Raw genomic sequence first — 23,960 nt, 5'->3', positions numbered from 1 at the left:
GGGGAACGAACGAAGGGTCACTTGCCGAAGGCGAGCATCAACTTCTCCTTCGATTCGTCATTACCGGTCAGCCGGGTGGTCGAGAGGTAGAAGCGCCCGTCGACCCAGTCGAAGTCCTTCGAGAAGAAGCCGTTCTCGATGTCCGCGGTGCCCGCCGGGTTCTGCAGCAGCTTCGCCGGGGTGTGGCTGGTGCCGGTGGTCGGGATCGACACGACCTGCCCGCCCGCGTCGTACGACGGCTGCACATACGCGATGAGCGTGCCGCCCTCGGTCTTCATCGGCAGCATCGACTCGTCCGCCGGGGACGTGACACGCCACTTCTCCTTGCCGGTGTCGAGGTCGACCGCGACGATCTCGTTCGCGCCGCTGGTCGCCTCGGTGGGCAGGTAGAGGGTGTTCGCGTCGGCCGCCACACCCTGGCAGCCCTGCAGGTCGCGCTCCAGGATCGCCCAGCCGCACTCGGGGGCGAAGTCCTCGTCGAAGCCGACCTGCGAGCGGAACTTGCCGGTGGCGGTGAACGTGGCGATGTTCCAGGCGTTCTTGTCCTTGTTGGTGCTGTAGACGACGAGCGGGTCCAGCGAGTAGGTCCGGGCGACGGTCCAGCCCTTGTCGAACTTCTGGGTCCACTTGACCTTGCCGGTCGTGGGGTCGAGCTCCTGCATCTCGTCGTGCTCGTTCGTCCCGGTGGCGTCGCAGGACGCGACCGAGATCAGCCGGGTGCCGCCCGCGAACGCGGTCGGGAAGCAGGCGTCGCCGTACTTCTTCTTCTCGAAGAGCTTCTTGCCGGTGGTGATGTCGTACGCCGTCCCGGACTGCGAGCGGCCCACCATCAGCGTCTTGCCGGCGACCGTCAGTTCGATGCTGATCGCACTGTCGAACAGCGCGCCGTCGGCGACCTCGGCACTCCAGCCCTTCGTGCCGGTGTTCAGGTCGATCTGCTGAAGCTGGTTGCACTTGGCGCGGTCACTCGTGCCGCTCATGTACGCCACGACGATCTTGTCGTCGGACGTCTGCTGCGGGGTGACCGCGCAGATCTTCTGCGCGAAGGTGATCGGGTCCCACGTCGGGTTGCCGTCACCGACGTTGTACGCGAACAGCTGCTTGTACGCGGCCTTCACCGCGGTCTTGTCGGTGATCCACATACCGGGGGCGTCGGCGCCGGACCCGGGCGCGTCGGGCGCCTCCTTGTACCAGAGCACCTTCGCCTCGCCGGCCTGCCGGCCCTCGTTGAGGTCCTCCGGGTCGGAGCCGCCGTCGCCGCTGCCGTCACCGGGATCGGCCGGGTCGGTGGAGGGCTTCGCGTCGTCGCTCTTCCCGGCGACCGGCTTCTTGGTCTTCTTGTCGTCGTCGCCGCCGGCGGTGACGGCAAAAACGGTTCCGCCGATGACGAGCAGTGCCGCCACCGCGGCCCCGATGACGACCGCCGGCTTGCCCTTGAAGGGGTTGCGGGAGCCGGAGCCGGGGGGCGGGGTGCCGGGCGCGCCCGGGAACTGCGGCTGCGGCGGGTAGCCGTAGCCGGGCTGCTGCCCGTAGGGGCCGGGCTGCTGCGGCTGGCCGTACGGGCCGGGGGCGGCGGGTGCGCCGTACGGGCCGGGCTGGGCGTACGGTCCGGACGGCTGCTGGGGATAGCCGTATCCGGGCTGCGGAGCGCCGGACGGCTGGGTCTGCGGGGGCGGTGGGGCCTGAGGCGGCTGGGCCGGCGGAGGGGGCGTGCCCTGTCTCGGGTCCTGCGGCGCGCCGAAACCGCCGTGCGGCGGCTGACTTGGCGGCTGGCTCATCAGCGGTTCCCCCTTGTGACCGATGTGGGCGCCGCGCTCTGCGACACTGCGTTTCCGCCACACCCGTTGTTCTCGGACGGCTCTCGGACGGCTCTTTCTATCACCCGGCACCGACAGCACACCGGGCCGCATCCGCCCCTGTTCCCAAGGGAGGACCGGCCCGTGATGCCCCCGTTATGCTCCTTCACGCACCCTTCACCGGGACTACGCGTCTTCGGCCAGTTCCAGCCAGCGCAGCTCCAGTTCCTCCCGCTGACCAGCCAAGTCCCTTAGTTCGGCGTCGAGTTCGGCGACCTTCGCGAAGTCGGTCGCGTGCTCGGCGATCCGGTCGTGCAGCTTGGTCTCCCGCTCGGAGACCTTGTCCAACTGCCGCTCGATCTTCTGGAGTTCCTTCTTGGCGGCGCGCTGGTCGGCGGCGCTCTTCTCGGAGACGGCCTTCTGGACCACCGGAGCCGCGGCGGCAGCCGCCTCCTCCATACGGTGGCGCCGCTCGATGTACTCGTCGATGCCCCGCGGCAGCATCCGCAGGCTGGCGTCGCCGAGCAGGGCGAAGACCCGGTCGGTGGTCCGCTCGACGAAGAACCGGTCGTGGGAGATGACGATCATCGACCCGGGCCAGCCGTCGAGGACGTCCTCAAGCTGCGTAAGCGTCTCGATGTCGAGGTCGTTGGTGGGCTCGTCGAGGAAGAGGACGTTGGGCTCGTCCATGAGGAGACGCAGCAGCTGGAGCCGGCGCCGCTCACCGCCGGACAGGTCCCCCACCGGAGTCCACTGCTTCTCCTTGTTGAACCCGAACGTCTCGCACAGCTGACCGGCCGTCATCTCGCGCCCCTTGCCGAGGTCGACGCGCTCCCGCACCCGCTGCACGGCCTCCAGGACGCGCAGGTTCGGGTCCAGTTCGCCGACCTCCTGGGAGAGGTAGGCGAGCTTGACGGTCTTGCCGACGACGACCCGCCCGCCCGCCGGCTGTGCCACGCCGTCGGTGCGTGCCGCGTCGGCCATGGCGCGCAGCAGCGAGGTCTTGCCGGCGCCGTTGACACCGACGAGGCCGATCCGGTCGCCGGGCCCGAGATGCCAGGTCACGTGCTTGAGCAGCACCTTGGGGCCGGCCTGGACGGTGACGTCCTCCAGGTCGAAGACGGTCTTGCCGAGCCGGGAGGAGGCGAACTTCATCAGCTCGCTGGAGTCCCGGGGCGGCGGTACGTCCTTGATGAGCTCGTTGGCGGCCTCGACGCGGAAGCGGGGCTTGGAGGTACGGGCGGGGGCGCCGCGGCGCAGCCAGGCGAGCTCCTTGCGGACGAGGTTCTGCCGCTTGGTCTCCTCGGTGGCGGCGATGCGCTCCCGTTCGGCGCGGGCGAAGACATAGTCGGAGTAGCCGCCCTCGTACTCGAAGACGTCGCCGCGCTGAACGTCCCACATGCGGGTGCAGACCTGGTCGAGGAACCAGCGGTCGTGCGTCACGCACACGAGCGCGGACCGCCGCTCGCGCAGGTGCCGCGCCAGCCAGGAGATGCCCTCGACATCGAGGTGGTTGGTGGGCTCGTCGAGGACGATCAGGTCCTGTTCGTCGATGAGCAGCTTGGCCAGCGCGATACGGCGCCGCTCGCCGCCGGACAACGGCCCGATGACGGTGTCGAGACCCTGGGGGAACCCTGGCAGGTCGAGCCCGCCGAAGAGACCGGTGAGCACGTCGCGGATCTTGGCGTTGCCGGCCCACTCGTGGTCGGCCAGGTCCCGGATGACCTCGTGCCGGACGGTGGCCGCCGGATCGAGCGAGTCGTGCTGGGTCAGCACGCCGAGGCGCAGACCCCCGGAGTGGGTGACCCGCCCGGTGTCGGCCTCCTCCAGCTTGGCGAGCATCCGGATCAGGGTCGTCTTGCCGTCGCCGTTGCGGCCCACGACACCGATGCGGTCCCCTTCGGAGACGCCGAGGGAGACGCCGTCGAGGAGGGCACGAGTGCCGTACACCTTGCTGACGTTCTCGACATTGACCAGGTTGACGGCCATTTCTCTCCTGCCAGGGGGGATCGGTCAGCCTCCCAGCCTAATGTGCGCCGATCGGTCACCGGTCCCCCGCAGGTCAGGGGGAGCGGCGCAGGTCGGCGGGCGGCCGCGCGGACCCCGTCGAGCAGGTCGTACATCGTCCGGCCGGGGCACTCGGTCAGCAGCCAGTCGCGGTGGCCGCCGGCCGTCGTCACGTCCTTGGTCAGGGGCGTTCACGCACGTACCGCGTTCGCGGTGTTCCGTGTGGTGACCGAGCGAAGGCGATGGGAGACGCCAACCCCGTGCGTCCACGTCCCGTCAACCGCCCAGCACCGTCGCGCCCGGTGCGGGCCCCGCCGCGGTACGCACCGCCCGGCACGTGCCGGACGACCGCAGCGCCTTGGCCACCTTCGAGGCCGACTCGTGGTCGCGGGCGAGGAAGGCCGTGGTCGGGCCCGAACCCGAGACGAGTGCGGCGAGGGCGCCGGCGGAGCGGCCCGCGGCAAGGGTGCCGGCGAGTTCAGGGAAGAGGGAAAGCGCCGCGGGCTGCAGGTCGTTGGAGACGGCCGCCCCGAGCGCGTCCGGGTCGCCCTTGGCCAGGGCGTCGAGCAGCTCCTGGCAGGCGACGGGCTCCGGGATGTCCAGACCCTCGCCGAGCCGGTCGAACTCGCGGAAGACGGCGGGCGTCGACAGGCCGCGCCCGGCCATCGCGAACACCCAGTGGAAGGTGCCGCCGACCTCCAGAGTCCTGAGCTTCTCGCCCCGGCCGGTACCGAGGGCCGCGCCGCCCACCAGACTGAACGGCACGTCACTGCCCAACTCGGCACAGATGTCGAGGAGTTCGTCGCGGGAGGCACCCGTGCCCCAGAGCGCGTCGCACGCCGCAAGCGCGCCGGCGCCGTCCGCGCTGCCGCCCGCCATGCCGCCGGCGACCGGGATGTCCTTGGCGATGTGGATGTGGACGCCGGGGGAACGGCCGTACCGCCCGGCGAGCGCTTCGGCGGCACGGGCCGCCAGGTTGGTGCGGTCGAGGGGGACCTGCGCCGCGTCCGGCCCCTCGCAGGTGACGCGCAGTTCGTCGGCCGGGGTCACGGTGACCTCGTCGTAGAGGCCGACCGCGAGGAAGACGTTGGCCAGGTCGTGGAAGCCGTCGGGGCGTGCGGCACCCACCGCGAGCTGGACGTTGACCTTGGCGGGGACGCGTACGGTGACGCTCACGGGCGACCGGGCTCCTTGTTCTCGGCGTTCTCGGCGTTCTCGGCGTTCTCGGCGTTCTCGGCGTTCTCGGCGTTCTCGGCGTTCCGGGCTTCCCGATCGTTCCGCCTGGTCCGGGCGTCCCGATCGCTCCCGGCATTCCGCGTATTACGGGCGTTACGGGCGTTCTCGGCGATGCGCGCGAACTCCTCGACCGTCAGGGACTCCCCGCGTGCCCGGGGCGAGACTCCGGCCGCGACGAGGGCCGTCTCCGCCGCCGCGGCCGATCCGGCCCACCCGGCGAGCGCCGCCCGCAGGGTCTTGCGACGCTGCGCGAACGCCGCGTCGATCACCGCGAAGACCTCGGCCTTGGTCGCGGCCGTCTTGACCGGCTCGGTCCGGCGGACCAGGGACACGAGCCCGCTGTCGACGTTGGGCGCGGGCCAGAAGACGTTGCGCCCGATGGCGCCGGACCGCTTGACCTCGGCGTACCAGTTGGCCTTCACGGACGGGACGCCGTACACCTTCGAGCCGGGCGCCGCGGCGAGGCGGTCGGCGACCTCCGACTGGACCATCACGAGGGTGCGCTCGATGCTCGGGAAGGTGTCGAGCATGTGCAGCAGCACCGGCACCGCCACGTTGTACGGCAGGTTGGCGACCAGCGCGGTCGGGTCGGGGCCCGGCAGTTCGGTGACGCGCATCGCGTCGGAGTGCACGAGAGCGAACCGGTCGGCGCGCCCGGGCATCCGCGCCTCGACAGTCGCGGGGAGCGCGCCGGCGAGTACGTCGTCGATCTCGACCGCGGTGACCCGTTCGGCCACCTCCAGCAGCGCCAGGGTGAGGGAGCCGAGGCCCGGGCCGACCTCGACGACCACGTCGTCGGACCGGACCTCCGCGGTGCGGACGATACGGCGGACCGTGTTCGCGTCGATCACGAAGTTCTGGCCGCGCTGCTTGGTGGGGCGTACGCCGAGGGCGGCCGCCAGCTCACGGATGTCGGCGGGGCCCAGGAGGGCGTCGGGGGCGGGGCTGCTGCTCACGGCACAAGGGTACGGGGCCGCGGTCGGCCCTCCTCACCCGCGCAGCCGCTCCCCGCAGTGCGGCCAGGGACTCGCTCCCCGCCGCAGGTACAGCTTCTTCGCCCGCATCGTCTGCTCCGCCGCCGGCGCGTCCTCCGGCCGTCCGCTGCCGCCGAGGCTCTGCCAGGTGCCGGCGTCGAACTGGTAGAGGCCCCCGTACGTCCCCGAAGGGTCCACCGCGTCCGGGCGGCCGCCGGACTCGCATTCCGCGAGGGCCTCCCAGTTCAGGTGGTCCGCGCCCTCCACCGACGCCGGCACGGGACGGGTGCCCACCTTGACGACCTGCGTGCGCGGCGGGCGCACCACCTCGGACCCGATCCGGCTCGGCTTCCGCCCGACCCCGTTGACGGTGCGCTGCGCGTACGTGATCCGGCGCAGTCCCGGCTGCCCGCCACGTTCGACGACCTCGGTGCCCCGGAACAGGGAGGAGTCGTCGGTCCGCCGCACCCGGAAGGGGATCGCCTCCTCGCGGACCTCCCGGGTGCTGGTGATCCGCAGCACCGTGACGGTCTGTCCGTCGCGCGGGAAGCTCGTGGGCGCCGCCGACGTGGTGTCCTGGCCGCGCAGGGTGATCCCGGCCTCCTCGACCGCCTCGCGCACGGTCGCCGCGTTCGTACGGACCAGGCGCGCCCGGCCGTCCGCCATGATCGTCACCGTGCGCTCGGTACGCACGTCGAGCGCGAGCCCCGCGCGCCCGATGCTCCGGGAGCGTGAAGCGGACACGTAGGCGCCCTCCGCGCGCACCCCCAGTTGTCTGAGCGCCCCTTCGACCGTGCTCGCGGTCGTCCACACCTCGCGCTGCTCACCGTCGAGCATGAGCCGGAGGGGACGCCCATGGTGCACCGCGACCTCGTCGCCGCTGACAAGCTCCCCACCCGGGGCGGGCGCCACGACGTCGTGCGCCCCCACCTCGACTCCCTCCTCCGCCAGGAGTTCGCTCACGTCGTCCGCGAAGGTGTGCAGGGTGCGCGGCTTTCCGTCGACCGTCAGCTCGACCGCCTTGTCCTCGGCGACGAACGCGGTGGTGCCGCCCGCTAGGAAGGCGACCACCAGCGCCTGCGGCAGCAGGCGGCGCATCGCGCCGTCCGCGCGCTCGGCGTAGCGCGCGCGACGCCGGCGCGAGGACCGCCCGCCCGCCCCCGGGGGCGGACCGGGCATCTCGTACGCGGGCCGGTACGTGTCCTCGTACTCCCACAGGTCGGACGGCCTGAGCGCGACGAGCTCCCTGAAGCCCTGCGCCTTGGACGTCCCGAACGTCTCGAACGTCTCGTGCGTCGTCTCGAAAGTCTCGTGCGTCGTCTCGAACTGCGAGTTGCTCACGCCCACACGCTCCAGAGGGCCGGCGGGGTCCGGATCGGGCCCCCAGAACCTAGCGGAGCGAGTGTCACTCTCCAAGGCGACGCGACTGCGGCGGTTCGAGGCGCTCAGTAGCCGAAGGCGCGGGCCGTGCTGGCCGCGAGTGCCGTCGCCAGCGTGTCCTCGTCGATGCCGCGCACGGCGGCCATGGCGCGCACCGTGACGGGGACGAGATACGGGGCGTTGGGCCGTCCGCGGTACGGCACCGGGGTCAGGAAGGGCGCGTCGGTCTCCACGAGGACCAGTTCCAGCGGGGCGACGGCGAGGGCGTCGCGCAGGTTCTGGGCGTTCTTGAAGGTGACGTTGCCGGCGAAGGACATGAAGTATCCGGCGCGGGCGCAGATCTCCGCCATCTCGGCGTCCCCGGAGTAGCAGTGGAACACCGTCCGCTCGGGGGCGCCCTCCTCCTTGAGGACGCGCAGCACGTCGGCGTGGGCGTCGCGGTCGTGGATGACGAGGGCCTTGCCGTGCCGCTTGGCGATCTCGATGTGGGCGCGGAAGGACTTCTCTTGTGCCGCCTTGCCCTCGGGCCCGGTGCGGAAGTAATCCAGTCCCGTCTCGCCCACGCCCTTGACGTGGGGCAGTGCGGCCAGCCGGTCGATCTCGGCGAGCGCCGCGTCGAGGCCGGCGTCCCCACCGGGCTCGCGCGCGCCCTGCCGGGACCAGCCGTCGGGGTCGCCGTGGACGATGCGCGGGGCCTCGTTGGGGTGCAGCGCGACGGCCGCGTGGACGGCGTCGTACCGCGCCGCCGTCTCGGCGGCCCACTGGGAGCCGCGCACGTCGCAGCCCACCTGGACGACCGTCGTCACGCCCACCGACGCGGCTTTCGCGAGCCCCTCCTCCACCGTGCCGGACTGCATGTCCAGGTGGGTGTGGGAGTCGGCGACCGGCACCCGGAGGGGTTCCGGGAGCGGTGGTGCCGCGTTCTTCTTGTCGGAGGCGTCGGAAGTGCCGGAGGCGTTCGAAGGCATGCCCCGATCCTACGAAAGGGGCATGCCCCCGCGGATTCCGGAGCGGTCAGCCCGCCTTGCGCTGGAAGGCGTGCAGGAGATCGGACAGATGCCAGTGGTGGGGTTCCTTCGGCTCCGCCGACGCGGCCGGCTCCACCGGCGGGCGAACCGCGTGGAGCACCGACGACACCTGGCCCGCACGCATGATCCGCACGACGTGGCCGTCGCAGTTGTGGCAGGCGGGCCGGCTCAGCGGGGACGGGACGACCTGGCCGTTCGCCACATATATGACGAACTCGTGGCCCTCGGCGTCCGTGTGGTGCTCTATCTCGTACGACTGCTCCCAGCCGTGCCCGCAGCGCATGCAGGCGAAGGAATACGACTCGTGCACGACTGCGGTCGCCGCATCGCGGATCCCGGTCCGCCCTGCGATCTCGCTCATGCCAGCTCCTCTGGTCCGCTGGACTCGGGGACGGTGTGCCCCCTCCACCCAGTGGACGCTTCCGCCGACGCGAATGCACCAGGCCTGTCGAGTGTTGGAGCCGATTTGGACTCTGCTTGCCAAAACGGCTCGCTCAGCGGGTCCGGGCTTTGCTTTCGGCGACAGCCCTTTGCCGACCCGTGGGGCGCGTGCTCAGCGGAGATGCGCCCTGCTCAGAGGATGCATGCGCCCCTTCACACCCCGGTCCGTCCAGCGGCGTTCTTCGCGGCGACCACCGCGTCGAACACCTCCCGCTTGGGCAGGCCGGCCTCGGCGGCCACCGCGGCGATGGCCTCCTTGCGCCGCTCCCCCGCCTCCTCGCGCACCCGCACCCGGCGCACCAGCTCGTCGGCGTCGAGCTCCCCGGCGCCCTTCTCGGGGGCGCCCTCCACGACGACGGTGATCTCACCGCGTACGCCCTCCGCGGCCCACGCGGCCAGCTCGCCCAGGCCGCCGCGCCTGACCTCCTCGTACGTCTTGGTCAGTTCCCGGCAGACGGCGGCCCGCCGGTCCGTGCCGAACACCTCCGCCATGGCGGCAAGGGTGTCGTCGAGCCGGTGGGGCGCCTCGAAGTAGACAAGGGTCCGGCGCTCGGCCGCGACCTCGCGCAGCCGGGACAGCCGCTCGCCCGCCTTGCGCGGCAGGAACCCCTCGAAGCAGAAGCGGTCGACGGGCAGCCCGGACAGCGCGAGCGCGGTGAGCACGGCGGACGGGCCGGGGACGGCGGTGACCCGGACGTCCTTCTCCACGGCGGCCGCCACCAGCCGGTAGCCGGGGTCGGAGACGGACGGCATGCCCGCGTCCGTCACGAGCAGCACCCGCGCGCCGTTCACGAGTTCCTCGACCAGCTCGGGCGTACGGGCGGACTCGTTGCCCTCGAAGTACGACACGACGCGCCCCTTGGGCGTGACGCCGAGCGCCTGCGTCAGCCGCCGCAGCCGCCGGGTGTCCTCGGCGGCGACCACGTCGGCGCCGGCCAGCTCCTCGGCCAGCCGGGGCGGGGCGTCGGAGACGTCACCGATGGGAGTGCCTGCGAGTACGAGGGTTCCGGTCACGCCCCCATCCTCCCAGGGGCCGCGGGATGCCGACGCACCCGGAGCCGTACGGACCAGACGCAGCGGCACGCGTACGCCCATGCACGGGACTCACACAGAAGGGTTCCCTACGATGGCGCGGTGACCAGTACCGCGTCCTCCACGGACCCCCGGCAGGGCCAGGCGCCGCACGACCAGCGGCCGTCGTGGCAGCAGCGGCTGCGCCGTTTTGGATACGTGCCCGCGCGCAGCGGCGACGTACGCGACCGCCTGGTGCCGCCGTATGTACAGCCCAGCCCGCGGGTGTGGCAGGTCCTGGGTGTGCCGACGGCCCTGGCCACGCGCATCACCCGCTGGTCGAGCTGGCTGGGTCCGCTGCTGGTCACGCTGATGGCGGGCGCGATGCGGTTCTGGAACCTGGGCAGCCCGAAGGCGGTGATATTCGACGAGACGTACTACGCCAAGGACGCCTGGGCGCTGGTCCACCGCGGTTTCGAGGTCAACTGGGACAAGAACGCCAACGACCTCATCCTGTCGACGGGCGGTCACGTCACGATCCCGTCGGACGCGGCGTACGTGGTCCATCCGCCGGTCGGCAAGTACGTCATCGGCCTCGGCGAGCTGCTCTTCGGCTTCGACCCGCTCGGCTGGCGCTTCATGACCGCCTTCCTGGGCACGCTGTCCGTGATGCTGGTGTGCCGCATCGGGCAACGGCTGTTCCGCTCCACCTTCCTGGGCTGCCTGGCGGGCGCGTTGCTGGCAGTCGACGGCCTGGCCTTCGTGATGAGCCGTACCTCGCTGCTCGACGGCGTGCTGATGTTCTTCGTGCTGGGCGCCTTCGACTGCCTGCTGCTCGACCGGGACATGGCGCGCAGGAGACTCGCCGCCGCGCTGCCCGCCGACGCCGACGGCCGGGTCCGCCCCGACGCGCACGTGGCGGAGACGACCCGGCTGGGCCTGCGCCCGTGGCGCTGGCTGGCCGGGCTGTTGCTGGGCCTGGCCATCGGGACCAAGTGGAACGGCCTCTACATCCTCGTGGCGTTCTGTGTGATGACGGTGCTGTGGGACGTCGGCTCCCGCAAGGTCGCGGGCGCCGGCCGCCCCTACCTCGCGGTCCTCAGGCACGACCTGGGCTTCGCCTTCCTGGCCACGGTGCCGGTGGCGATCGTCACGTACATCGCCTCGTGGACCGGCTGGATCCTCTCGCCCGCGGACGGCACCGGCGGCTACTACCGCAACTGGGCCGCGACCGACGGCAAGGGCGGCAGCTGGACCTGGCTCTTCCCCGACTGGTGGCGCAGCCTTTGGCACTACGAGCACGAGGTGTACGAGTTCCACGTCGGCCTCTCCTCGCCGCACACCTACCAGTCCAACCCGTGGAGCTGGATCGTCCTCGGCCGCCCCGTCTCCTACTTCTACGAGTCACCCTCGCCCGGCAAGGACGGCTGCCCCGCCGACGCGGGCGGGAAGTGCGCCCGCGAGGTCCTGGCGATCGGCACTCCGCTGCTGTGGTGGGTGGCCTGCTTCGCGATCCTGTACGTCCTGTGGCGCTGGCTGTTCCGCCGCGACTGGCGCGCGGGTGCCATCGCCGGCGCGATCGCGGCCGGCTACCTCCCCTGGTTCATGTACCAGGAGCGCACGATCTTCCTCTTCTACGCCGTCGTCTTCCTCCCGTTCCTGTGCCTGGCCGTCGCGATGCTGCTGGGCGCGATCGTCGGCCCACCGGGCTCCAGCGACGCCCGCCGGGTCGCGGGCGCGACGGGCGCGGGCGTACTGGTCCTGCTGATCGCCTGGAACTTCATCTACTTCTGGCCGCTGTACACGGGGACGGCGATCCCGATCGACTCGTGGCGGTCGCGGATGTGGTTGGACACGTGGGTCTAGCTGGGGAGACGCATCATGAGAGCACGGCCGTATGCCGTGCCCTCATGGTCGTTGTTGGTCGTTAGTGGGCGTCGCTGGTCCCCCTCGGACGGCCCGGAGACGGCCCAGCTCTACGCGTCGGCAGATTTACAGACCGCGCAGCGGCCTTGGCGATTGACGTCATGCGGTTTGGACTGCACCGGGATATGCGGAAGATCCGCCAGGACTTCAGGCGGGCGACACCTCGTTCGACCGGGGCCCGTGCTGCGGCCAGGGCCCGGTTGACGCATGCACGCTCATGCGCACAGTCCTGTGGGGTGGCCTCTGCCTTGGGTGGATCAGCTGGCCGGAGCGCCCTCTTCGCACACTTTGCCTTGGCCTGGTGTGTGCGATTCAGCGTCCTCGCAGCTGCGACGCCAAAAGGGATGATCCTTGTCGATTTGTCTTGTCGGTCGGAGAGGTGCCGGTCGGCCGCATGGCCGTGCAGCATCTCGGCGAGCAGAATGGACGTGAGAGCCCTGTCCGCCGCGTGTGGCGCACTCGGCTGTCGCATGTGTGCGGGAAAGGGCGCCTGGTGTCATCGCATCCACCGGGGGAAGAGCAGGCTCCCGGGCCGCTCTGGTCGGAGCCGGGAACCTTGCTGGAGCACGTCGCCGTTGCCGTGCTGGGGATGGATAACGAGGACAGGATCTGCTACTGGGGACCCGGTGCGCGGCGGCTTTTCGGATATGAGGCCGGGGACGTGCTGTCCAAGCCCGCCGCAACCCTCTTTCCCGCCGCCCCCGTGGACGGGACCAGTGCGGCAGAACGGCTCGCGGAACGAGGTCGCACCCTTGGCTACTGGCGGGTAAGAATGCCCGCCGTGCATCAGGACGGCACGATCTTCGACTGCGGATTCCGGGTCTTCCCGGTGACGGACCACGAAGGCCGCTCCGTCATCGTCGGCCTGGCCAGCAGGGGCGACGAACTCGACCGGGTGAAGACCAACCTCACCTTCCTCGACGCGCTTTTCGAGACGTGCCCGATCGGCCTCGTCATGCTCGATGAGGACCTGCGCTACGTGCACCTCAACCAGGCCCTCGCCGACATGGACGGGATCCCGATCGAGGACCACATCGGGCGCCGCATGGAAGACTTCATGATCACGTCCGATGGAGGCGAGTACCAGCGCATGCTGCGCGCCGTCGCCGACGAGGGACGGCCTGTCGTGAGCGCGCTGGTCGTTCTGCGCACGCCGGGGCGTCCCGACCGGGACCAGGTGCGCTCGGTGAGCTTCTTCCCCTTGAGCCAGGCAGGCGATACGCGGCCGGGATTGGGCGGCCTCCTCGTGGACGTCACCGACCGTGAGCAGGCCATCGTGGAAGCGGCGGCCGGACGGCAGCGGCTGGCTCTGCTGGACAGGGCCACGGCCCGCATCGGCACCACACTGGACGTGGACGTCACCGCCCGTGAGCTGGTCGAAGCGGCTGTTCCGGAGTTCGCCGACGCCTCCGTCGTGGAGGTCGTGGAGTGGATGGACGAGCCCGAGGTGTTGGACCCGAACATGCCCCTGGTCACGCGCCGGATCGCTTCGGGCACCAGTCTGCCGCCTCCGGCTCCCGAACTCGTCGGCGGACTGGAGCGCGTGACGTACCCGCCGGGCTCCACGATCCACGACATGGTGGCAACGGGCCTGCCCGTCTGCGTCCCCGTGGACGAGGAGTTCATGACACGGACCGTGATCCACCAGGCCCGCAGCCAGTTGCTGATCGACAGCGGCCTGACCAGCCTCCTCATCGCTCCCCTCATCGCCCGGGGCACAGTCCAGGGAATCGCCATGTTCGGCCGCTCCGCCGACCGCCCGGCCTTCACCGAGCAGGACCTCAGCCTGGCCGGCGAACTCGCCTCGCGCGCCGCCTTGTGCCTGGACAACGCACGCCTCTACAGCCAGGTCCAGGAGATCGCTCTCACTCTCCAGCGGGCCCTGCTCCCCACCGCCCTGGCGACCAGCCCGTCCCTGCGCATCGCCCACCGCTACCTCCCCGGCAGCCACCTCACGGAGGTCGGCGGTGACTGGTACGACGTGATCGACCTGCCGGGCGGCCGGGTGGCTCTCGTGGTCGGCGACGTCATGGGACACGGCGTTCCGGCGGCCGCGGCGATGGGCAGGCTGCGGATCACCACCAAGGCGCTGGCCCGCCAGAACCTGGAACCCGACGATCTCCTCATGGAGCTCGACGCCTGCGCCCAGGAGGCGGGCATCGAACTGGCGACCTGCCTCTACATCCACTACGACCCCGGAACGGGCCGAGCCTGCATCGCGAACGCCGGCCACCCCCCGCCTCTCCTACGCGAGCCGAACGGCACGGTAAGGATTATCGACAACGTGCTCGGGGTTCCCCTCGGTGTCGGCGGCTTCCCCTTCGACACACTCGAGATCGAACTCCAGGAGGGCGACACCCTGGCCCTCTACACCGACGGCCTCATCGAGGCTCGCGGCAAGAGCATCGACGAGGGCGTCAGGGCACTCCACACCCAACTGGCCGGCGCTACTGGAACTTTGGAGGAGACGGCGGACGACATCCTCGCGCATCTGCTGCCGGCCACCCCCACTGACGACACCGTCCTCGTCCTCGCCCAGGTCAGCCCGCCGAAAGGACCGCAGTAGGACGACTTGTGCGACGCGTGCCGCCGCCACGACGCCCAACCGGCTCCAAGAACCGACACCCCGTGAGGTCACCGAGGATCTCCTCGTCGAGGGCCTGGTGGTGCGCCAGTACCCCAAGCGAGGTGCTCCACTCCGGGAATCTCGGTGGCACGGGCGAGATGATGGTTGCCGTATGGGTCCAGGCGTCAAGGAGCTGGCGCTCGATGTCCAACACGCCTGCAGGTGGGCTTCAGGGGCGCACGGCGTAGCAGCGGAGCACGTCGAGGTCGGCCGTACGGACGATGGGCCAGCCCGCGGTGAGCGTCTCGACCTCGGCAGCAGTGATCCCGAGGTACGTAAGGGGATCGGATTCGTCGCGGCGGCCGGCGATCTCGGTGACGGCCCAGAACGTCCCGCCGGGCGGGAGGAGCCGACGGACGCTGTCGCGGAAGGCAGGCTTGTCATCCATCCACCGGTACCGCCAGGCGTTACGCCGACTATGACCTGCCCTCGTGGTCGTCGTCGGTGTCAGTGGGTGTCGCCGCCTCGGCCCCCAGGTTCGCCGTTCAGCCGGTCGGCGAGGATCATCGCCACGTCGTCCGCCAAGTCGCCCTCGGAATGGCGGATCAACGACTGGTGCAGTTGCTCCAGGAATTCTGCCGGGGTGGTGGCAGCGCCTATCCCTTCCATGGCCTCCGGCAGGGCGAAGAACTCGCTGTCGCGGTTGCGGGCCTCGATCACGCCGTCGGTGTACAGCAGCAGACGGTCACCGGGGACGAACGGATAGCTCTCAGGCTTGGCGGGGAGGTCGGTGGTGAGGCCTTCGAGCCCGAGAGGCGGCGAGGGCGAGGACGGCATCAGTGTCGTAGCCCTGCCCTCGTGCAGCAGCAGCGGCGGCGGATGCCCACGGTTGACCAGCTGCACCACGGGTTCGTCCGGCACCTGTGCGATGAGCGCCGTGGTGAACCCTTCCATCAGAACTTCCTGATCATAAGCACCCGGCACGGCGATTTCCCGTCGCAGCGCGGCCGCGCAGCGGTTCATGACCTCCACGAGCTCATCCTCATAGTGCACGGCTTCCCGGAACGCACCCAAGGCCACCGCGACGGCTCGCACCGCGGCCAGCCCCTTGCCGCGGACGTCCCCCACGATCATCCGGACGCCGTACCGCGTCTGCACGGCCTCGTACAGATCACCGCCCACCCGTGCCCCCGTCCCCGCCGCAAGGGACATGCTGCCCGCCAGTACCGGGCCCAGTCGTGCGGGTACGGGCCGCAGCACGACCTCCTGGGCCGCCACGGCGATCCGGCGGACCTGGTCGAGCTCTCTCTGCCTGCGCGTCTGCACAGCGCTGCTGGTAATGAAACCGGCCACCGAGACGAGGACCAGAGCCAGGAAATTGGTATACACCATCAGGGTGCCCCATGCCCCGTTGTAGGTCGCGGTGGTCACGCTGATCGCCAGCGCGAGAGCCGCCGCCGCGGTGGTGCCCTTGGGCCCCATCGTCACCGCCGCGAGGGCCGGGACCGCGGTGAGAAAGGGGCCGGTATAGATGAAGTGGCTGGGCGTGAGCTCGATGACCAGCACGGCCAGCGCGATCAAGAAGGGACCACACTGCATCAGTGTGAAGAGGACCCGGCTGTGACGGCCCGCTCCTGGCATAGGGGGTGATCGCAAGAGCGACTTCATGCACCAAGCCTGCCTCGCTGAGGCTCACGACTCCACTCATCGCGATCGGCACCGGCGGAGCCGTCTCCTTCAGCCCGTCCGCCGTCGGCATTTCCACCAGCGGATACCCGCGGTTCGGCAGCATCATGGCCGGCTGACACAAGCACCTGCTGTCCCGGTCTACGACCGGTGTTCACGTATGCGGCCGACTCCCGGGGCCGGCCGCATGGCCGATCCGCGTGCGTACAACTTCCGGAAACTCCCCTCACAGGGTCCCCTCACGCCACCTACAGTGCGAGGACTGAAAACGGGGAGGGGACCGAGTCATGCGCAAGGGGGTCAAAGCCGCCGTCGTCGGTGGAGTGTTCGCCGTGATGGTGGGAGGGGCGGGCTACGGGGCATTCAACATCGTGTCCGCGCTGAACGGTGACGGGGGATCGGGAGCGGGCGGCCCCGCGCCCGTGAAGTCCGGCCCGCCGAGCGGTGCGGAGGTCGAGGAGGCCACGGCCAAGTTCTTCGCGGCCTGGGAGAAGGGGCAGGCGGCGACTGCCGCGTCGTACACGAACAACGACGCTGCGGCCGAGACCGCGCTGACGTCCTACAGCCGGGACGCGCACATCACGCGCGTGAAGATCACGCCGGGTCCGGCGGCCGGCGGCACCGTGCCCTTCTCGGTGCGGGCGACGGTGTCGTACGACGGGAAGTCCAAGCCGCTGGCGTACAAGAGCGAACTGACCGTCGTACGCGGGATGACGACCGGGCGGGCGCTGGTCGACTGGCAGCCGTCCGTGGTCCATCCCGAACTGCGCAAGGGCGACACGCTCGTCACGGGCGACTCGGCCAGCCCGCCCATCGAGGCGGTGGACCGCGACGGGACCGTACTCACGAGGGAGAAGTACCCCTCCCTCGGTCCGATCCTGGACGAGCTGCGCGCCAAGTACGGCGACAAGGCGGGCGGCAGGCCCGGCGTCGAGCTGTCGATCCGGCACGAGACCGGGGACACGGCCGACACCTCGCTGCTGACCCTGGCCAAGGGCAAGGCCGGCAAGCTGCCCACCACGCTCGGCGCGAGCGCCCAGGCGGCGGCCGAGAAGGCGGTGACGCGGTACGCACAGTCGTCGGTGGTGGCCGTCAAGCCGAGCACGGGCGAGGTGCTGGCGGTGGCGAACAACCGGACGGACGGGTGGAACGCCGCCTTCCTCGGCGAGGTCGCCCCCGGCTCCACGATGAAGATCGTCAGCGCGGCGACCCTCATCGACCTCGGGCTCACCTCCGCGAACGGCCCGGCGCCCTGCCCACCCGACGCGGTCTGGCAGAGCCAGACGTTCCACAACCTCAAGGGCCTGGCCCCGAACCGGAAGGCGACCCTCTCGGAGAGCTTCGCCCGATCCTGCAACACGGCCTTCGTGAAGTTCGCGGACGAGGTCGAGGTGGACTCGCTGACCAAGGAGGCCCAGGACCGCTTCGGGCTCGGCCGCGACAACTGGAAGGTAGGCATCCCGTCCTTCGACGGCTCGGTCCCGGCCTCCGGCGGCCCTGACACGGCGGCCGGCCTGATCGGCCAGGGGCAGATCCAGATGAGCCCGCTGAACATGGCGTCGGTGACGGCGACCGCGATGACGGGCCGGTTCAGGCAGCCGGTCATCGTTCCGCTGAGCCTCGACGACCGTGAACCGGCCACGGCACGGGGCCTGTCGGCGAACACGGTCGGCCAGTTGCGCGCCATGATGAACCGCACCGCGACCAGCGGCACCGCGGCCGGTGTGATGTCGGGGCTGAGCGGCAGCATCGGCGCGAAGACGGGTTCCGCCGAGGTCGACGGAAAGGCCGTGTCCAACTCCTGGTTCACGGGTTACCGCGACGACATGGCGGCGGCGGCCATGACCGAGCAGGGCGGGCACGGCAGCGACGCGGCGGGCCCGATCGTGCGGGCGGTCCTGGCCGCCGGAGGCTGACACCGGACGAGTGCGACGTCACAGCAGGCTGACGTCACCCTCTCAGGACGGGACTCTAGGGTGGTTGCCGTCGTTGGGGTGCATGGGGACAACGAGCACAACGGGCACAACGGGGACGACGAGGGCTGCCGGGACCCGGGGATTCGCGGAGGATCGAAGGCTGTGGGCAAGAGAAGGCGCGTCGCCGAGCGACGGAGGACGAGACCCGCCGTGGTCGGCGGGATGATCGCCGTGGTCGTGGGCGGCGCCGGCTTCGGCGCCTACGCGTTGTACGGCGGCGGGGCCGCGGCCGACGACGGCACGTCCTCCGCCGCCCGGAAGGCGAATGCCGTCAAGACCGGTCCGCTGTCGGCGACCGAGGTGAAATCCACCGCCGAGCGTTTCCTGGCCGCCTGGCAGCAGGGCCGGGTCACCCGGGCGGCGGCCGCGACCAACGACTCGACGGCGGCCACCACCCTGCTCAAGGGCTACACCAAGGACGCCCGCATCAAGGACGTCACGATCACCCCCGGCACCCGCACCGGCACCGAGGTTCCCTTCTCCGTGAGGGCCACGGTGTCGTACAAGGGCACCAGCAAGCCGCTCACGTACGACAGTGCGCTGACGGTCGTCCGGCGGGTGAGGGACGGCAAGCCGCTGGTCGACTGGCACTCCGCCGTTCTCCACCCCGACCTCAAGGACGGCGACACCCTGGTCACCGGCGCGTCCGGCACGCCGCCGATCAAGGCGGTCGACCGGGACGGCGGTGCGATCACCGAGGCCGAGTACCCGTCGCTGGGCACGGTGCTGGACGGGCTGCGCGAGAAGTTCGGCAAAACCGCGGGCGGCAAGGCGGGCATCGAGCTGCGCGTGGTCCGGCGCAAGTCGTCGAAGTCGTCCGACAAGACGCTCGTGGAGCTGAGCAAGGGCACACCGGGCACGGTGAAGACGACGCTCAGCCCCTCCCTGCAGGCGGCGGCCGAGCGCCAGGTGATGAAGCAGGAGCGGGCGTCGGTGGTGGTGATGCGCCCGTCGACCGGCGAGATCCTCGCGGTGGCCAACACCGGCCACGGCTTCAACACGGCGCTCCAGGGCTCGCTGGCCCCCGGATCGACCATGAAGGTCATCACCTCGTCGCTGCTGATCGAGAAGGGCCTCGCGTCGTCGGACGAGGCGCACCCGTGCCCGAAGTACTTCACCTACGGCGGCTGGAAGTTCCAGAACGACGACAAGTTCTCGATCACGGGCGGCACCTTCAAGGCGAGCTTCGCCCGCTCCTGCAACACCGCTTTCATCAGCCAGGCGCCCGAGTTGGAGAACGACGACCTGACGAAGCAGGCGCAGCAGGTCTTCGGGCTGGGCCTGAACAACTGGGCCATCGGTGTCCCGTCCTTCGACGGCTCGGTGCCGGTGCAGTCGGCGGCCCAGATGGCGGCCGAGCTCATCGGTCAGGGAGCGGTCCGGATGAACCCGCTGAACATGGCGTCGGTCGCCTCGACGGTCAAGGAGGGCACCTTCCACCAGCCGTACCTGGTGTCCCCGAAGGCAGACGACCGGACGCTGGCCACAGCCTCGCGCACGATGTCCGCGGGCACCCTGTCGCAGCTGCGCGAGCTGATGCGGTACACGGCGGCGTACGGTACGGCGGCGGAGGCGATGTCCGGCCTCGGGCCCGACTACGGCGCCAAGACGGGCTCAGCGGAGGTCGACGGCCAGAAGAAGCCGAACGGCTGGTTCACCGCGTACCGGGGCGACCTCGCGGCCGCGGGCGTGGTCCAGGCGGGCGGACACGGCGGGGACACGGCGGGACCGATCGTGGCGGCCCTGCTGAGAACGGGCGGCTGATCACCACCGCACCGGCGGCTGATCAGCGCCGTACCGGCTGCGCTGTGGCCAGGTAAGTCCGCCGCAGGAACCGCAGCAGCGCCTTGCTCTCGAACTGCACCACCGAGACTCCCTGCGCCGAGTGGAACTCGACGACGGCCTGCACCCGCCCGCACGGCCAGACGCGGACCTCCCCGCTGCCGGCAGGGGCGCGCAGGCCCTGCTCCAGGAGCGCCCGCGAGAAGGTCCATTCATGGGTCCCGGGCAGGCCGACACGCACCGAGCGCGGGTCGGCATCCGGGTCGTACCGCAGGACCACCGGGACGGCCTCGTCCTCGGGGATGTCCGCGTCCGTGACGATGTGGGCTCGAGCGTACTGTTCGACTACAGACATCCGACGGCCCCTTACGCTGCGCGACCTGTGCGAAAGCTGAGCATCCGCTTCCTCTCCAATGTCGCATATTTTCCGGATCGCGCCCCCTGCCGTCGCAGATCTCACATGCATGATGCACGAGCTCCTCGCTCTTGCAAGGAGTTCGCAACAAGCCACTATCATCGAACGGTGCATGTGCCTGACGGATTCATCAACGCCCCGGCCTCCGCCGCGACCGGAGTCGTCGCCGCTGCCGCCATCGCCGTGAGCCTGCGCGGCGCTCGGCGCGAACTCGACGAACGCACCGCGCCGCTGGCCGGTCTGGTCGCGGCGTTCATCTTCGCCGTGCAGATGCTGAACTTCCCCGTCGCCGCGGGAACCAGCGGACATCTGCTCGGCGGCGCGCTCGCCGCGATACTCGTCGGCCCCTTCACAGGGGTCCTCTGCGTCTCCGTGGTCCTGCTCATGCAGGGCATCCTCTTCGCGGACGGCGGCCTGACCGCGCTCGGCGTGAACATCACGGACATGGCGATCGTCACGACGGTCGTCGCGTACGCCGTCTTCCGTGGCCTGGTGAAGGTGCTGCCACGCAAGCGGCGCTCGATCACCGTGGCCTCCTTCGTCGCCGCTCTCGTCTCCGTTCCGGCCGCCGCCGTCGCCTTCACGCTGATCTACGCGGTCGGCGGCACCACCGACGTCTCGATCGGCAAGGTCGCGACCGCGATGATCGGCGTGCACGTCCTCATCGGCATCGGCGAGGCCACGATCACGGCGCTGACCGTCGGCGCCGTCGTCGCCGTACGCCCGGACCTCGTGTACGGGGCGCGCGGCCTGCGGCAGAAGCTGAAGCTGCGGGTGAACGGCGAACTCGTCGACGTGCCCGCCGCCGAGCCCGTCCCTGTCGCCGCCCGGTCGCACCGCAAGCTGTGGGCGGCCGGCCTGGTCACCTCCCTCGTGCTCGCCGGGTTCGTCAGCTTCTACGCGTCCGCGAGCCCGGACGGGCTGGAGAAGGTCGCCGCCGACCAGGGCATCGACGAGAAGACCGAGGAGCACGCGGCGGCCGACTCGCCGCTCGCCGACTACGGCGTCGAGGACGTCGCGGACGCCCGGCTCTCCGGCGGTCTCGCGGGCGTGATCGGCGTCGGCGTCACCGTCGTGGCGGGCAGCACGGTGTTCTGGGCGGTACGCAGGCGCCGGAGCAGCGACGCCTCTCCCGTGAGCACGGGCGTCTGACATGGGCGCCGGACACGCACACAGGCTCTACCGGCACGGGCACTCGCCGGTGCACGGTCTGCCGCCGCACACCAAGCTCGCCGCGACGTTCGCGTTCGTGGTGGTCGTGGTGTCGACGCCGCGCGAGGCGATGTGGGCGTTCGGTCTGTACGCCGTGCTGCTGGGCGTCGTCGCGTACGTCGCCCGCGTGCCGGCCGGTTTCCTGCTCAAACGGCTGCTGATCGAGGTCCCGTTCGTCGCGTTCGCCGTGCTGATGCCGTTCGTGGCGGAGGGCGAGCGGGCCGAGGTGCTCGGGATGTCGCTGAGCGTCGGCGGGCTGTGGGGCGCCTGGAACGTGCTCGCCAAGGGCACCCTGGGCGTCGCCGCCTCCGTACTCCTGGCCGCCACCACCGAGCTGCGCGAACTCCTCCTCGGCCTGCAACGTCTCAAGCTGCCGCCGCTGCTGGTGCAGATCGCGTCCTTCATGATCCGCTACGGCGACGTCATCACCGACGAGATGCGGCGCATGCGGATCGCGCGGGAGTCACGCGGCTTCGAGGCCCGGGGGGTACGGCATTGGGGCGTGCTCGCGAAGTCCGCGGGCGCGCTGTTCATCCGCTCCTACGAACGCGGCGAGCGCGTGCACCTGGCCATGGTCAGCCGTGGCTACGCCGGTTCCATGCCGGTCATCGACGAGGTGACCGCGTCCCGGGCGCAGTGGTCGTACGCCCTCGCCCTCCCCTTCGCCGCCCTCGTCGTCTGTCTGCTGGGATGGGCCCTGTGACACCTTCACTGGAAGTGGCCGGTCTGGCCTTCGCGTACCCCGACGGGCACCAGGCCCTGTTCGGCGTGGACTTCTCGATCGGGCGCGGCGAGCGGGTCGCGCTGCTCGGGCCGAACGGCGCCGGAAAGACGACCCTCGTCCTCCACCTCAACGGCATCCTGAGCGGCGGCACGGGCACGGTGCACGTCGCCGGGCTGCCCGTCGGCCGGCAGCACATGGCGGAGATCCGGCGGAAGGTCGGCATCGTCTTCCAGGACCCCGACGACCAGCTCTTCATGCCGAGCGTCCGCGAGGACGTCGCGTTCGGGCCGGCGGCGGCAGGGCTGAAGGGGCCGCAGCTGGAGGAGCGCGTGGAACGGGCGCTCGCGCAGGTCGGCATGGCGGAGTTCAAGGACCGGCCCCCGCACCATCTCTCGTTCGGGCAGCGGCGCCGGGTGGCGGTGGCGACCGTGCTCGCCATGGAGCCGGAGATCCTCGTCCTGGACGAGCCGTCCTCCAACCTCGACCCCGCCTCCCGCCGCGAACTGGCCGACATCCTGCGTTCGTTGGACGTGACGGTGCTGATGGTCACGCACGATCTGCCCTACGCACTGGAACTGTGCCCTCGCTCGCTGATCCTGAGCGACGGCACTATCGCGGCGGACGGGAAGACGGCGGAGCTGCTCGCCGACGACGAGCTGATGCGCGCCCACCGGCTGGAGCTGCCGTTCGGCTTCGATCCGCGTTCCGCGACGGCGGCCGGCGGGCGTCCGTGACAATGGGCGCGTGACGAACGAGGAGACCACCACCGGGGGCGCCTCGCTGCTCCTCGACGAGCAGCTGTGCTTCGCGCTGTACGCCGCCCAGCGCGCCGTGACGGCCGCGTACCGTCCGCTTCTCGACGAGCTCGGTCTCACCTACCCGCAGTACCTGGTCCTGCTGGTGCTGTGGGAGCGGGGCGAGACCACGGTCAAGGAGCTGGCCGCGGCGCTGCGGCTCGACTACGGCACGGTGTCGCCGCTGCTGAAGCGGCTGGAGGGCGCGGGACTCGTGCGCCGGGAGCGTGCGGCGCACGACGAACGGTCGGTGCTCGTCGCGTGCACGGGGCGTGGGGAGGAACTGCGGGAGCGCGCGGAGTGCGTGCCGGGCGCGTTGCTCGCGGCGGCGGGGCTCGACGGGGCGGAGGTCGCGCGGCTGCGCGAGGAGCTGCTGGGGCTCGCGCGACGGGCGGAGACGGCGGCCGAGCGCACGCGCTGATCGCGGCTTACCCGCGGTTACTACCCCCTGGTAATGCCAACTGCCCTACCGGCAAGTACCTTGTGCACGATGTACTTGCGCGCACCTGTTTTCCCCGGGGGGAGCCGGCCATGACCGAGGACACCGCTGTCGACACCCGTCCGTCGAAGATCGTTTACGTCGCCGAGGCCACCGCGCACGGCGGCCGGGATGGCTACGTCACCAGCCAGGACGGCCGGCTCCAACTGAAGGTCGCGATGCCGCCGGAGCTGGGCGGCGACGGCAACGGAACCAACCCGGAGCAGCTGTTCGCGGCCGGATACAGCTCCTGCTTCCACAACGCGCTGGTCCTGGTCGGCCGCCGGTCCGGCTTCGACCTGACCGGGTCCACGGTCGCCGCGAAGGTCGGCATCGGCCCCAACAAGCAGCGCGGCTACGGCCTCGCCGTCGCCCTCAGCGTCTCGCTCCCCGTCCTCGACCCGGACATCGCGGCGGGGCTGGTGGACGCGGCGCACGAGGTCTGCCCGTACTCGAACGCCACCCGCGGGAACATCGACGTAACGATCCTGCTGGGGTAGCCGCCCGGAGGAATCGCAGCCTGTACGT

At 70.7% G+C, this 23,960-nt stretch carries 20 protein-coding genes and 1 pseudogene; 9 read left to right on the top strand and 12 right to left on the bottom strand.

Features of this window, described 5'->3' with window-relative positions; translation table 11 throughout:
* Positions 1 to 17 precede the first annotated feature (17 nt).
* The 8 genes from ACZ562_RS21095 to rsmI form a co-directional block, all read right to left on the bottom strand.
* The gene (locus ACZ562_RS21095; RefSeq protein WP_471181229.1) at positions 18 to 1,778 is read right to left on the bottom strand and encodes an outer membrane protein assembly factor BamB family protein; all 1,761 of its coding nucleotides are present in this window, start codon (positions 1,776 to 1,778) and stop codon (positions 18 to 20) included.
* A gap of 204 nt (positions 1,779 to 1,982) precedes the next feature.
* Positions 1,983 to 3,785, bottom strand: coding sequence for an ABC-F family ATP-binding cassette domain-containing protein (locus ACZ562_RS21090; RefSeq protein WP_471181226.1), 1,803 nt, complete (start codon positions 3,783 to 3,785; stop codon positions 1,983 to 1,985).
* Positions 3,786 to 4,079: 294 nt separating this feature from the next.
* A complete protein-coding gene (locus tag ACZ562_RS21085; protein ID WP_471181224.1) occupies positions 4,080 to 4,979 on the bottom strand; it encodes a 4-(cytidine 5'-diphospho)-2-C-methyl-D-erythritol kinase in 900 nt (299 codons plus the stop codon).
* On the bottom strand, positions 4,976 to 5,995 hold the full coding sequence (gene rsmA, locus ACZ562_RS21080; RefSeq protein WP_471181220.1) for a 16S rRNA (adenine(1518)-N(6)/adenine(1519)-N(6))-dimethyltransferase RsmA: 1,020 nt from the start codon (positions 5,993 to 5,995) through the stop codon (positions 4,976 to 4,978). Before rsmA ends, ACZ562_RS21085 begins: the two co-directional genes overlap by 4 nt.
* A gap of 33 nt (positions 5,996 to 6,028) precedes the next feature.
* Positions 6,029 to 7,354, bottom strand: coding sequence for a ubiquitin-like domain-containing protein (locus ACZ562_RS21075; protein WP_471181218.1), 1,326 nt, complete (start codon positions 7,352 to 7,354; stop codon positions 6,029 to 6,031).
* 104 nt (positions 7,355 to 7,458) lie between these two features.
* Positions 7,459 to 8,361, bottom strand: coding sequence for a TatD family hydrolase (locus ACZ562_RS21070; RefSeq protein ID WP_471181215.1), 903 nt, complete (start codon positions 8,359 to 8,361; stop codon positions 7,459 to 7,461).
* Between the two features lie 46 nt (positions 8,362 to 8,407).
* On the bottom strand, positions 8,408 to 8,782 hold the full coding sequence (locus ACZ562_RS21065) for a hypothetical protein (protein WP_471181213.1): 375 nt from the start codon (positions 8,780 to 8,782) through the stop codon (positions 8,408 to 8,410).
* A gap of 233 nt (positions 8,783 to 9,015) precedes the next feature.
* Positions 9,016 to 9,876: a 16S rRNA (cytidine(1402)-2'-O)-methyltransferase gene (gene rsmI, locus ACZ562_RS21060; RefSeq protein ID WP_471181210.1), complete on the bottom strand. Its 861-nt coding sequence runs from the start codon at positions 9,874 to 9,876 to the stop codon at positions 9,016 to 9,018.
* Positions 9,877 to 9,996: 120 nt separating this feature from the next.
* On the opposite strand from rsmI, the gene ACZ562_RS21055 reads away from it, so the two are divergent.
* Positions 9,997 to 11,739, top strand: coding sequence for a dolichyl-phosphate-mannose--protein mannosyltransferase (locus tag ACZ562_RS21055; protein WP_471181207.1), 1,743 nt, complete (start codon positions 9,997 to 9,999; stop codon positions 11,737 to 11,739).
* Between the two features lie 61 nt (positions 11,740 to 11,800).
* Here ACZ562_RS21055 and ACZ562_RS21050 read toward each other — a convergent pair.
* Positions 11,801 to 12,052 (bottom strand): annotated as a pseudogene (locus ACZ562_RS21050) (transposase family protein); the annotation flags it as partial.
* Positions 12,053 to 12,247: 195 nt separating this feature from the next.
* On the opposite strand from ACZ562_RS21050, the gene ACZ562_RS21045 reads away from it, so the two are divergent.
* On the top strand, positions 12,248 to 14,365 hold the full coding sequence (locus ACZ562_RS21045; protein ID WP_471181538.1) for a SpoIIE family protein phosphatase: 2,118 nt from the start codon (positions 12,248 to 12,250) through the stop codon (positions 14,363 to 14,365).
* 229 nt (positions 14,366 to 14,594) lie between these two features.
* Here the strand turns inward: ACZ562_RS21045 and ACZ562_RS21040 are convergent, their stop codons facing one another.
* Both ACZ562_RS21040 and ACZ562_RS21035 read right to left on the bottom strand, forming a co-directional pair.
* Positions 14,595 to 14,813 (bottom strand): hypothetical protein, encoded by a 219-nt coding sequence (locus ACZ562_RS21040; protein ID WP_471181204.1) that lies wholly within the window; start codon positions 14,811 to 14,813, stop codon positions 14,595 to 14,597.
* 59 nt (positions 14,814 to 14,872) lie between these two features.
* Entirely contained in the window at positions 14,873 to 15,946 is a 1,074-nt protein-coding gene (locus tag ACZ562_RS21035; RefSeq protein ID WP_471181202.1) for a PP2C family protein-serine/threonine phosphatase, read from the bottom strand.
* Positions 15,947 to 16,338: 392 nt separating this feature from the next.
* Here ACZ562_RS21035 and ACZ562_RS21030 point away from each other — a divergent pair, with 392 nt between their 5' ends.
* Together ACZ562_RS21030 and ACZ562_RS21025 are read left to right on the top strand one after the other, a co-directional pair.
* Complete coding sequence (locus tag ACZ562_RS21030) at positions 16,339 to 17,967, top strand: penicillin-binding transpeptidase domain-containing protein (protein ID WP_471181200.1); 1,629 nt, start codon at positions 16,339 to 16,341, stop codon at positions 17,965 to 17,967.
* A 162-nt stretch (positions 17,968 to 18,129) separates the two neighbouring features.
* Positions 18,130 to 19,791: a penicillin-binding transpeptidase domain-containing protein gene (locus ACZ562_RS21025; RefSeq protein WP_471181197.1), complete on the top strand. Its 1,662-nt coding sequence runs from the start codon at positions 18,130 to 18,132 to the stop codon at positions 19,789 to 19,791.
* Between the two features lie 22 nt (positions 19,792 to 19,813).
* Here the strand turns inward: ACZ562_RS21025 and ACZ562_RS21020 are convergent, their stop codons facing one another.
* A complete protein-coding gene (locus tag ACZ562_RS21020) occupies positions 19,814 to 20,164 on the bottom strand; it encodes an SsgA family sporulation/cell division regulator (protein WP_471181195.1) in 351 nt (116 codons plus the stop codon).
* 168 nt (positions 20,165 to 20,332) lie between these two features.
* Here ACZ562_RS21020 and ACZ562_RS21015 point away from each other — a divergent pair, with 168 nt between their 5' ends.
* The 5 genes from ACZ562_RS21015 to ACZ562_RS20995 all read left to right on the top strand — a co-directional run bounded on the left by ACZ562_RS21015 (position 20,333) and on the right by ACZ562_RS20995 (position 23,932).
* Positions 20,333 to 21,376 (top strand): energy-coupling factor ABC transporter permease, encoded by a 1,044-nt coding sequence (locus ACZ562_RS21015; protein ID WP_471181192.1) that lies wholly within the window; start codon positions 20,333 to 20,335, stop codon positions 21,374 to 21,376.
* 1 nt (position 21,377) lies between these two features.
* Positions 21,378 to 22,139 (top strand): cobalt ECF transporter T component CbiQ, encoded by a 762-nt coding sequence (gene cbiQ, locus ACZ562_RS21010; protein ID WP_471181190.1) that lies wholly within the window; start codon positions 21,378 to 21,380, stop codon positions 22,137 to 22,139.
* Entirely contained in the window at positions 22,127 to 22,894 is a 768-nt protein-coding gene (locus tag ACZ562_RS21005) for an energy-coupling factor ABC transporter ATP-binding protein (RefSeq protein ID WP_471181187.1), read from the top strand. The genes cbiQ and ACZ562_RS21005 overlap by 13 nt, the downstream gene beginning before the upstream one ends.
* A 10-nt stretch (positions 22,895 to 22,904) precedes the next feature.
* Positions 22,905 to 23,375: a MarR family winged helix-turn-helix transcriptional regulator gene (locus tag ACZ562_RS21000; protein ID WP_471181184.1), complete on the top strand. Its 471-nt coding sequence runs from the start codon at positions 22,905 to 22,907 to the stop codon at positions 23,373 to 23,375.
* 110 nt (positions 23,376 to 23,485) lie between these two features.
* The gene (locus ACZ562_RS20995) at positions 23,486 to 23,932 is read left to right on the top strand and encodes an organic hydroperoxide resistance protein (protein ID WP_471181182.1); all 447 of its coding nucleotides are present in this window, start codon (positions 23,486 to 23,488) and stop codon (positions 23,930 to 23,932) included.
* Positions 23,933 to 23,960: the final 28 nt, after the last annotated feature.

Source organism: Streptomyces sp. NPDC040410, from assembly GCF_055595715.1.
Note: the sequence above shows the minus strand (reverse complement) of the source record. Positions and strands in the feature narration are given on the sequence as shown.

Bases quoted from the DNA above. Each gene is read 5' to 3' on its own strand.
- ACZ562_RS21095 (WP_471181229.1), bottom strand. From the start codon at position 1,778: ATGAGCCAGCCGCCAAGTCAGCCGCCGCACGGCGGTTTCGGCGCGCCG.
- ACZ562_RS21090 (WP_471181226.1), bottom strand. From the start codon at position 3,785: ATGGCCGTCAACCTGGTCAATGTCGAGAACGTCAGCAAGGTGTACGGC.
- ACZ562_RS21070 (WP_471181215.1), bottom strand. From the start codon at position 8,361: ATGCCTTCGAACGCCTCCGGCACTTCCGACGCCTCCGACAAGAAGAAC.
- ACZ562_RS21065 (WP_471181213.1), bottom strand. From the start codon at position 8,782: ATGAGCGAGATCGCAGGGCGGACCGGGATCCGCGATGCGGCGACCGCA.
- ACZ562_RS21040 (WP_471181204.1), bottom strand. From the start codon at position 14,813: ATGGATGACAAGCCTGCCTTCCGCGACAGCGTCCGTCGGCTCCTCCCG.
- ACZ562_RS21030 (WP_471181200.1), top strand. From the start codon at position 16,339: ATGCGCAAGGGGGTCAAAGCCGCCGTCGTCGGTGGAGTGTTCGCCGTG.
- ACZ562_RS21020 (WP_471181195.1), bottom strand. From the start codon at position 20,164: ATGTCTGTAGTCGAACAGTACGCTCGAGCCCACATCGTCACGGACGCG.
- cbiQ (WP_471181190.1), top strand. From the start codon at position 21,378: ATGGGCGCCGGACACGCACACAGGCTCTACCGGCACGGGCACTCGCCG.
- ACZ562_RS21005 (WP_471181187.1), top strand. From the start codon at position 22,127: ATGGGCCCTGTGACACCTTCACTGGAAGTGGCCGGTCTGGCCTTCGCG.
- ACZ562_RS20995 (WP_471181182.1), top strand. From the start codon at position 23,486: ATGACCGAGGACACCGCTGTCGACACCCGTCCGTCGAAGATCGTTTAC.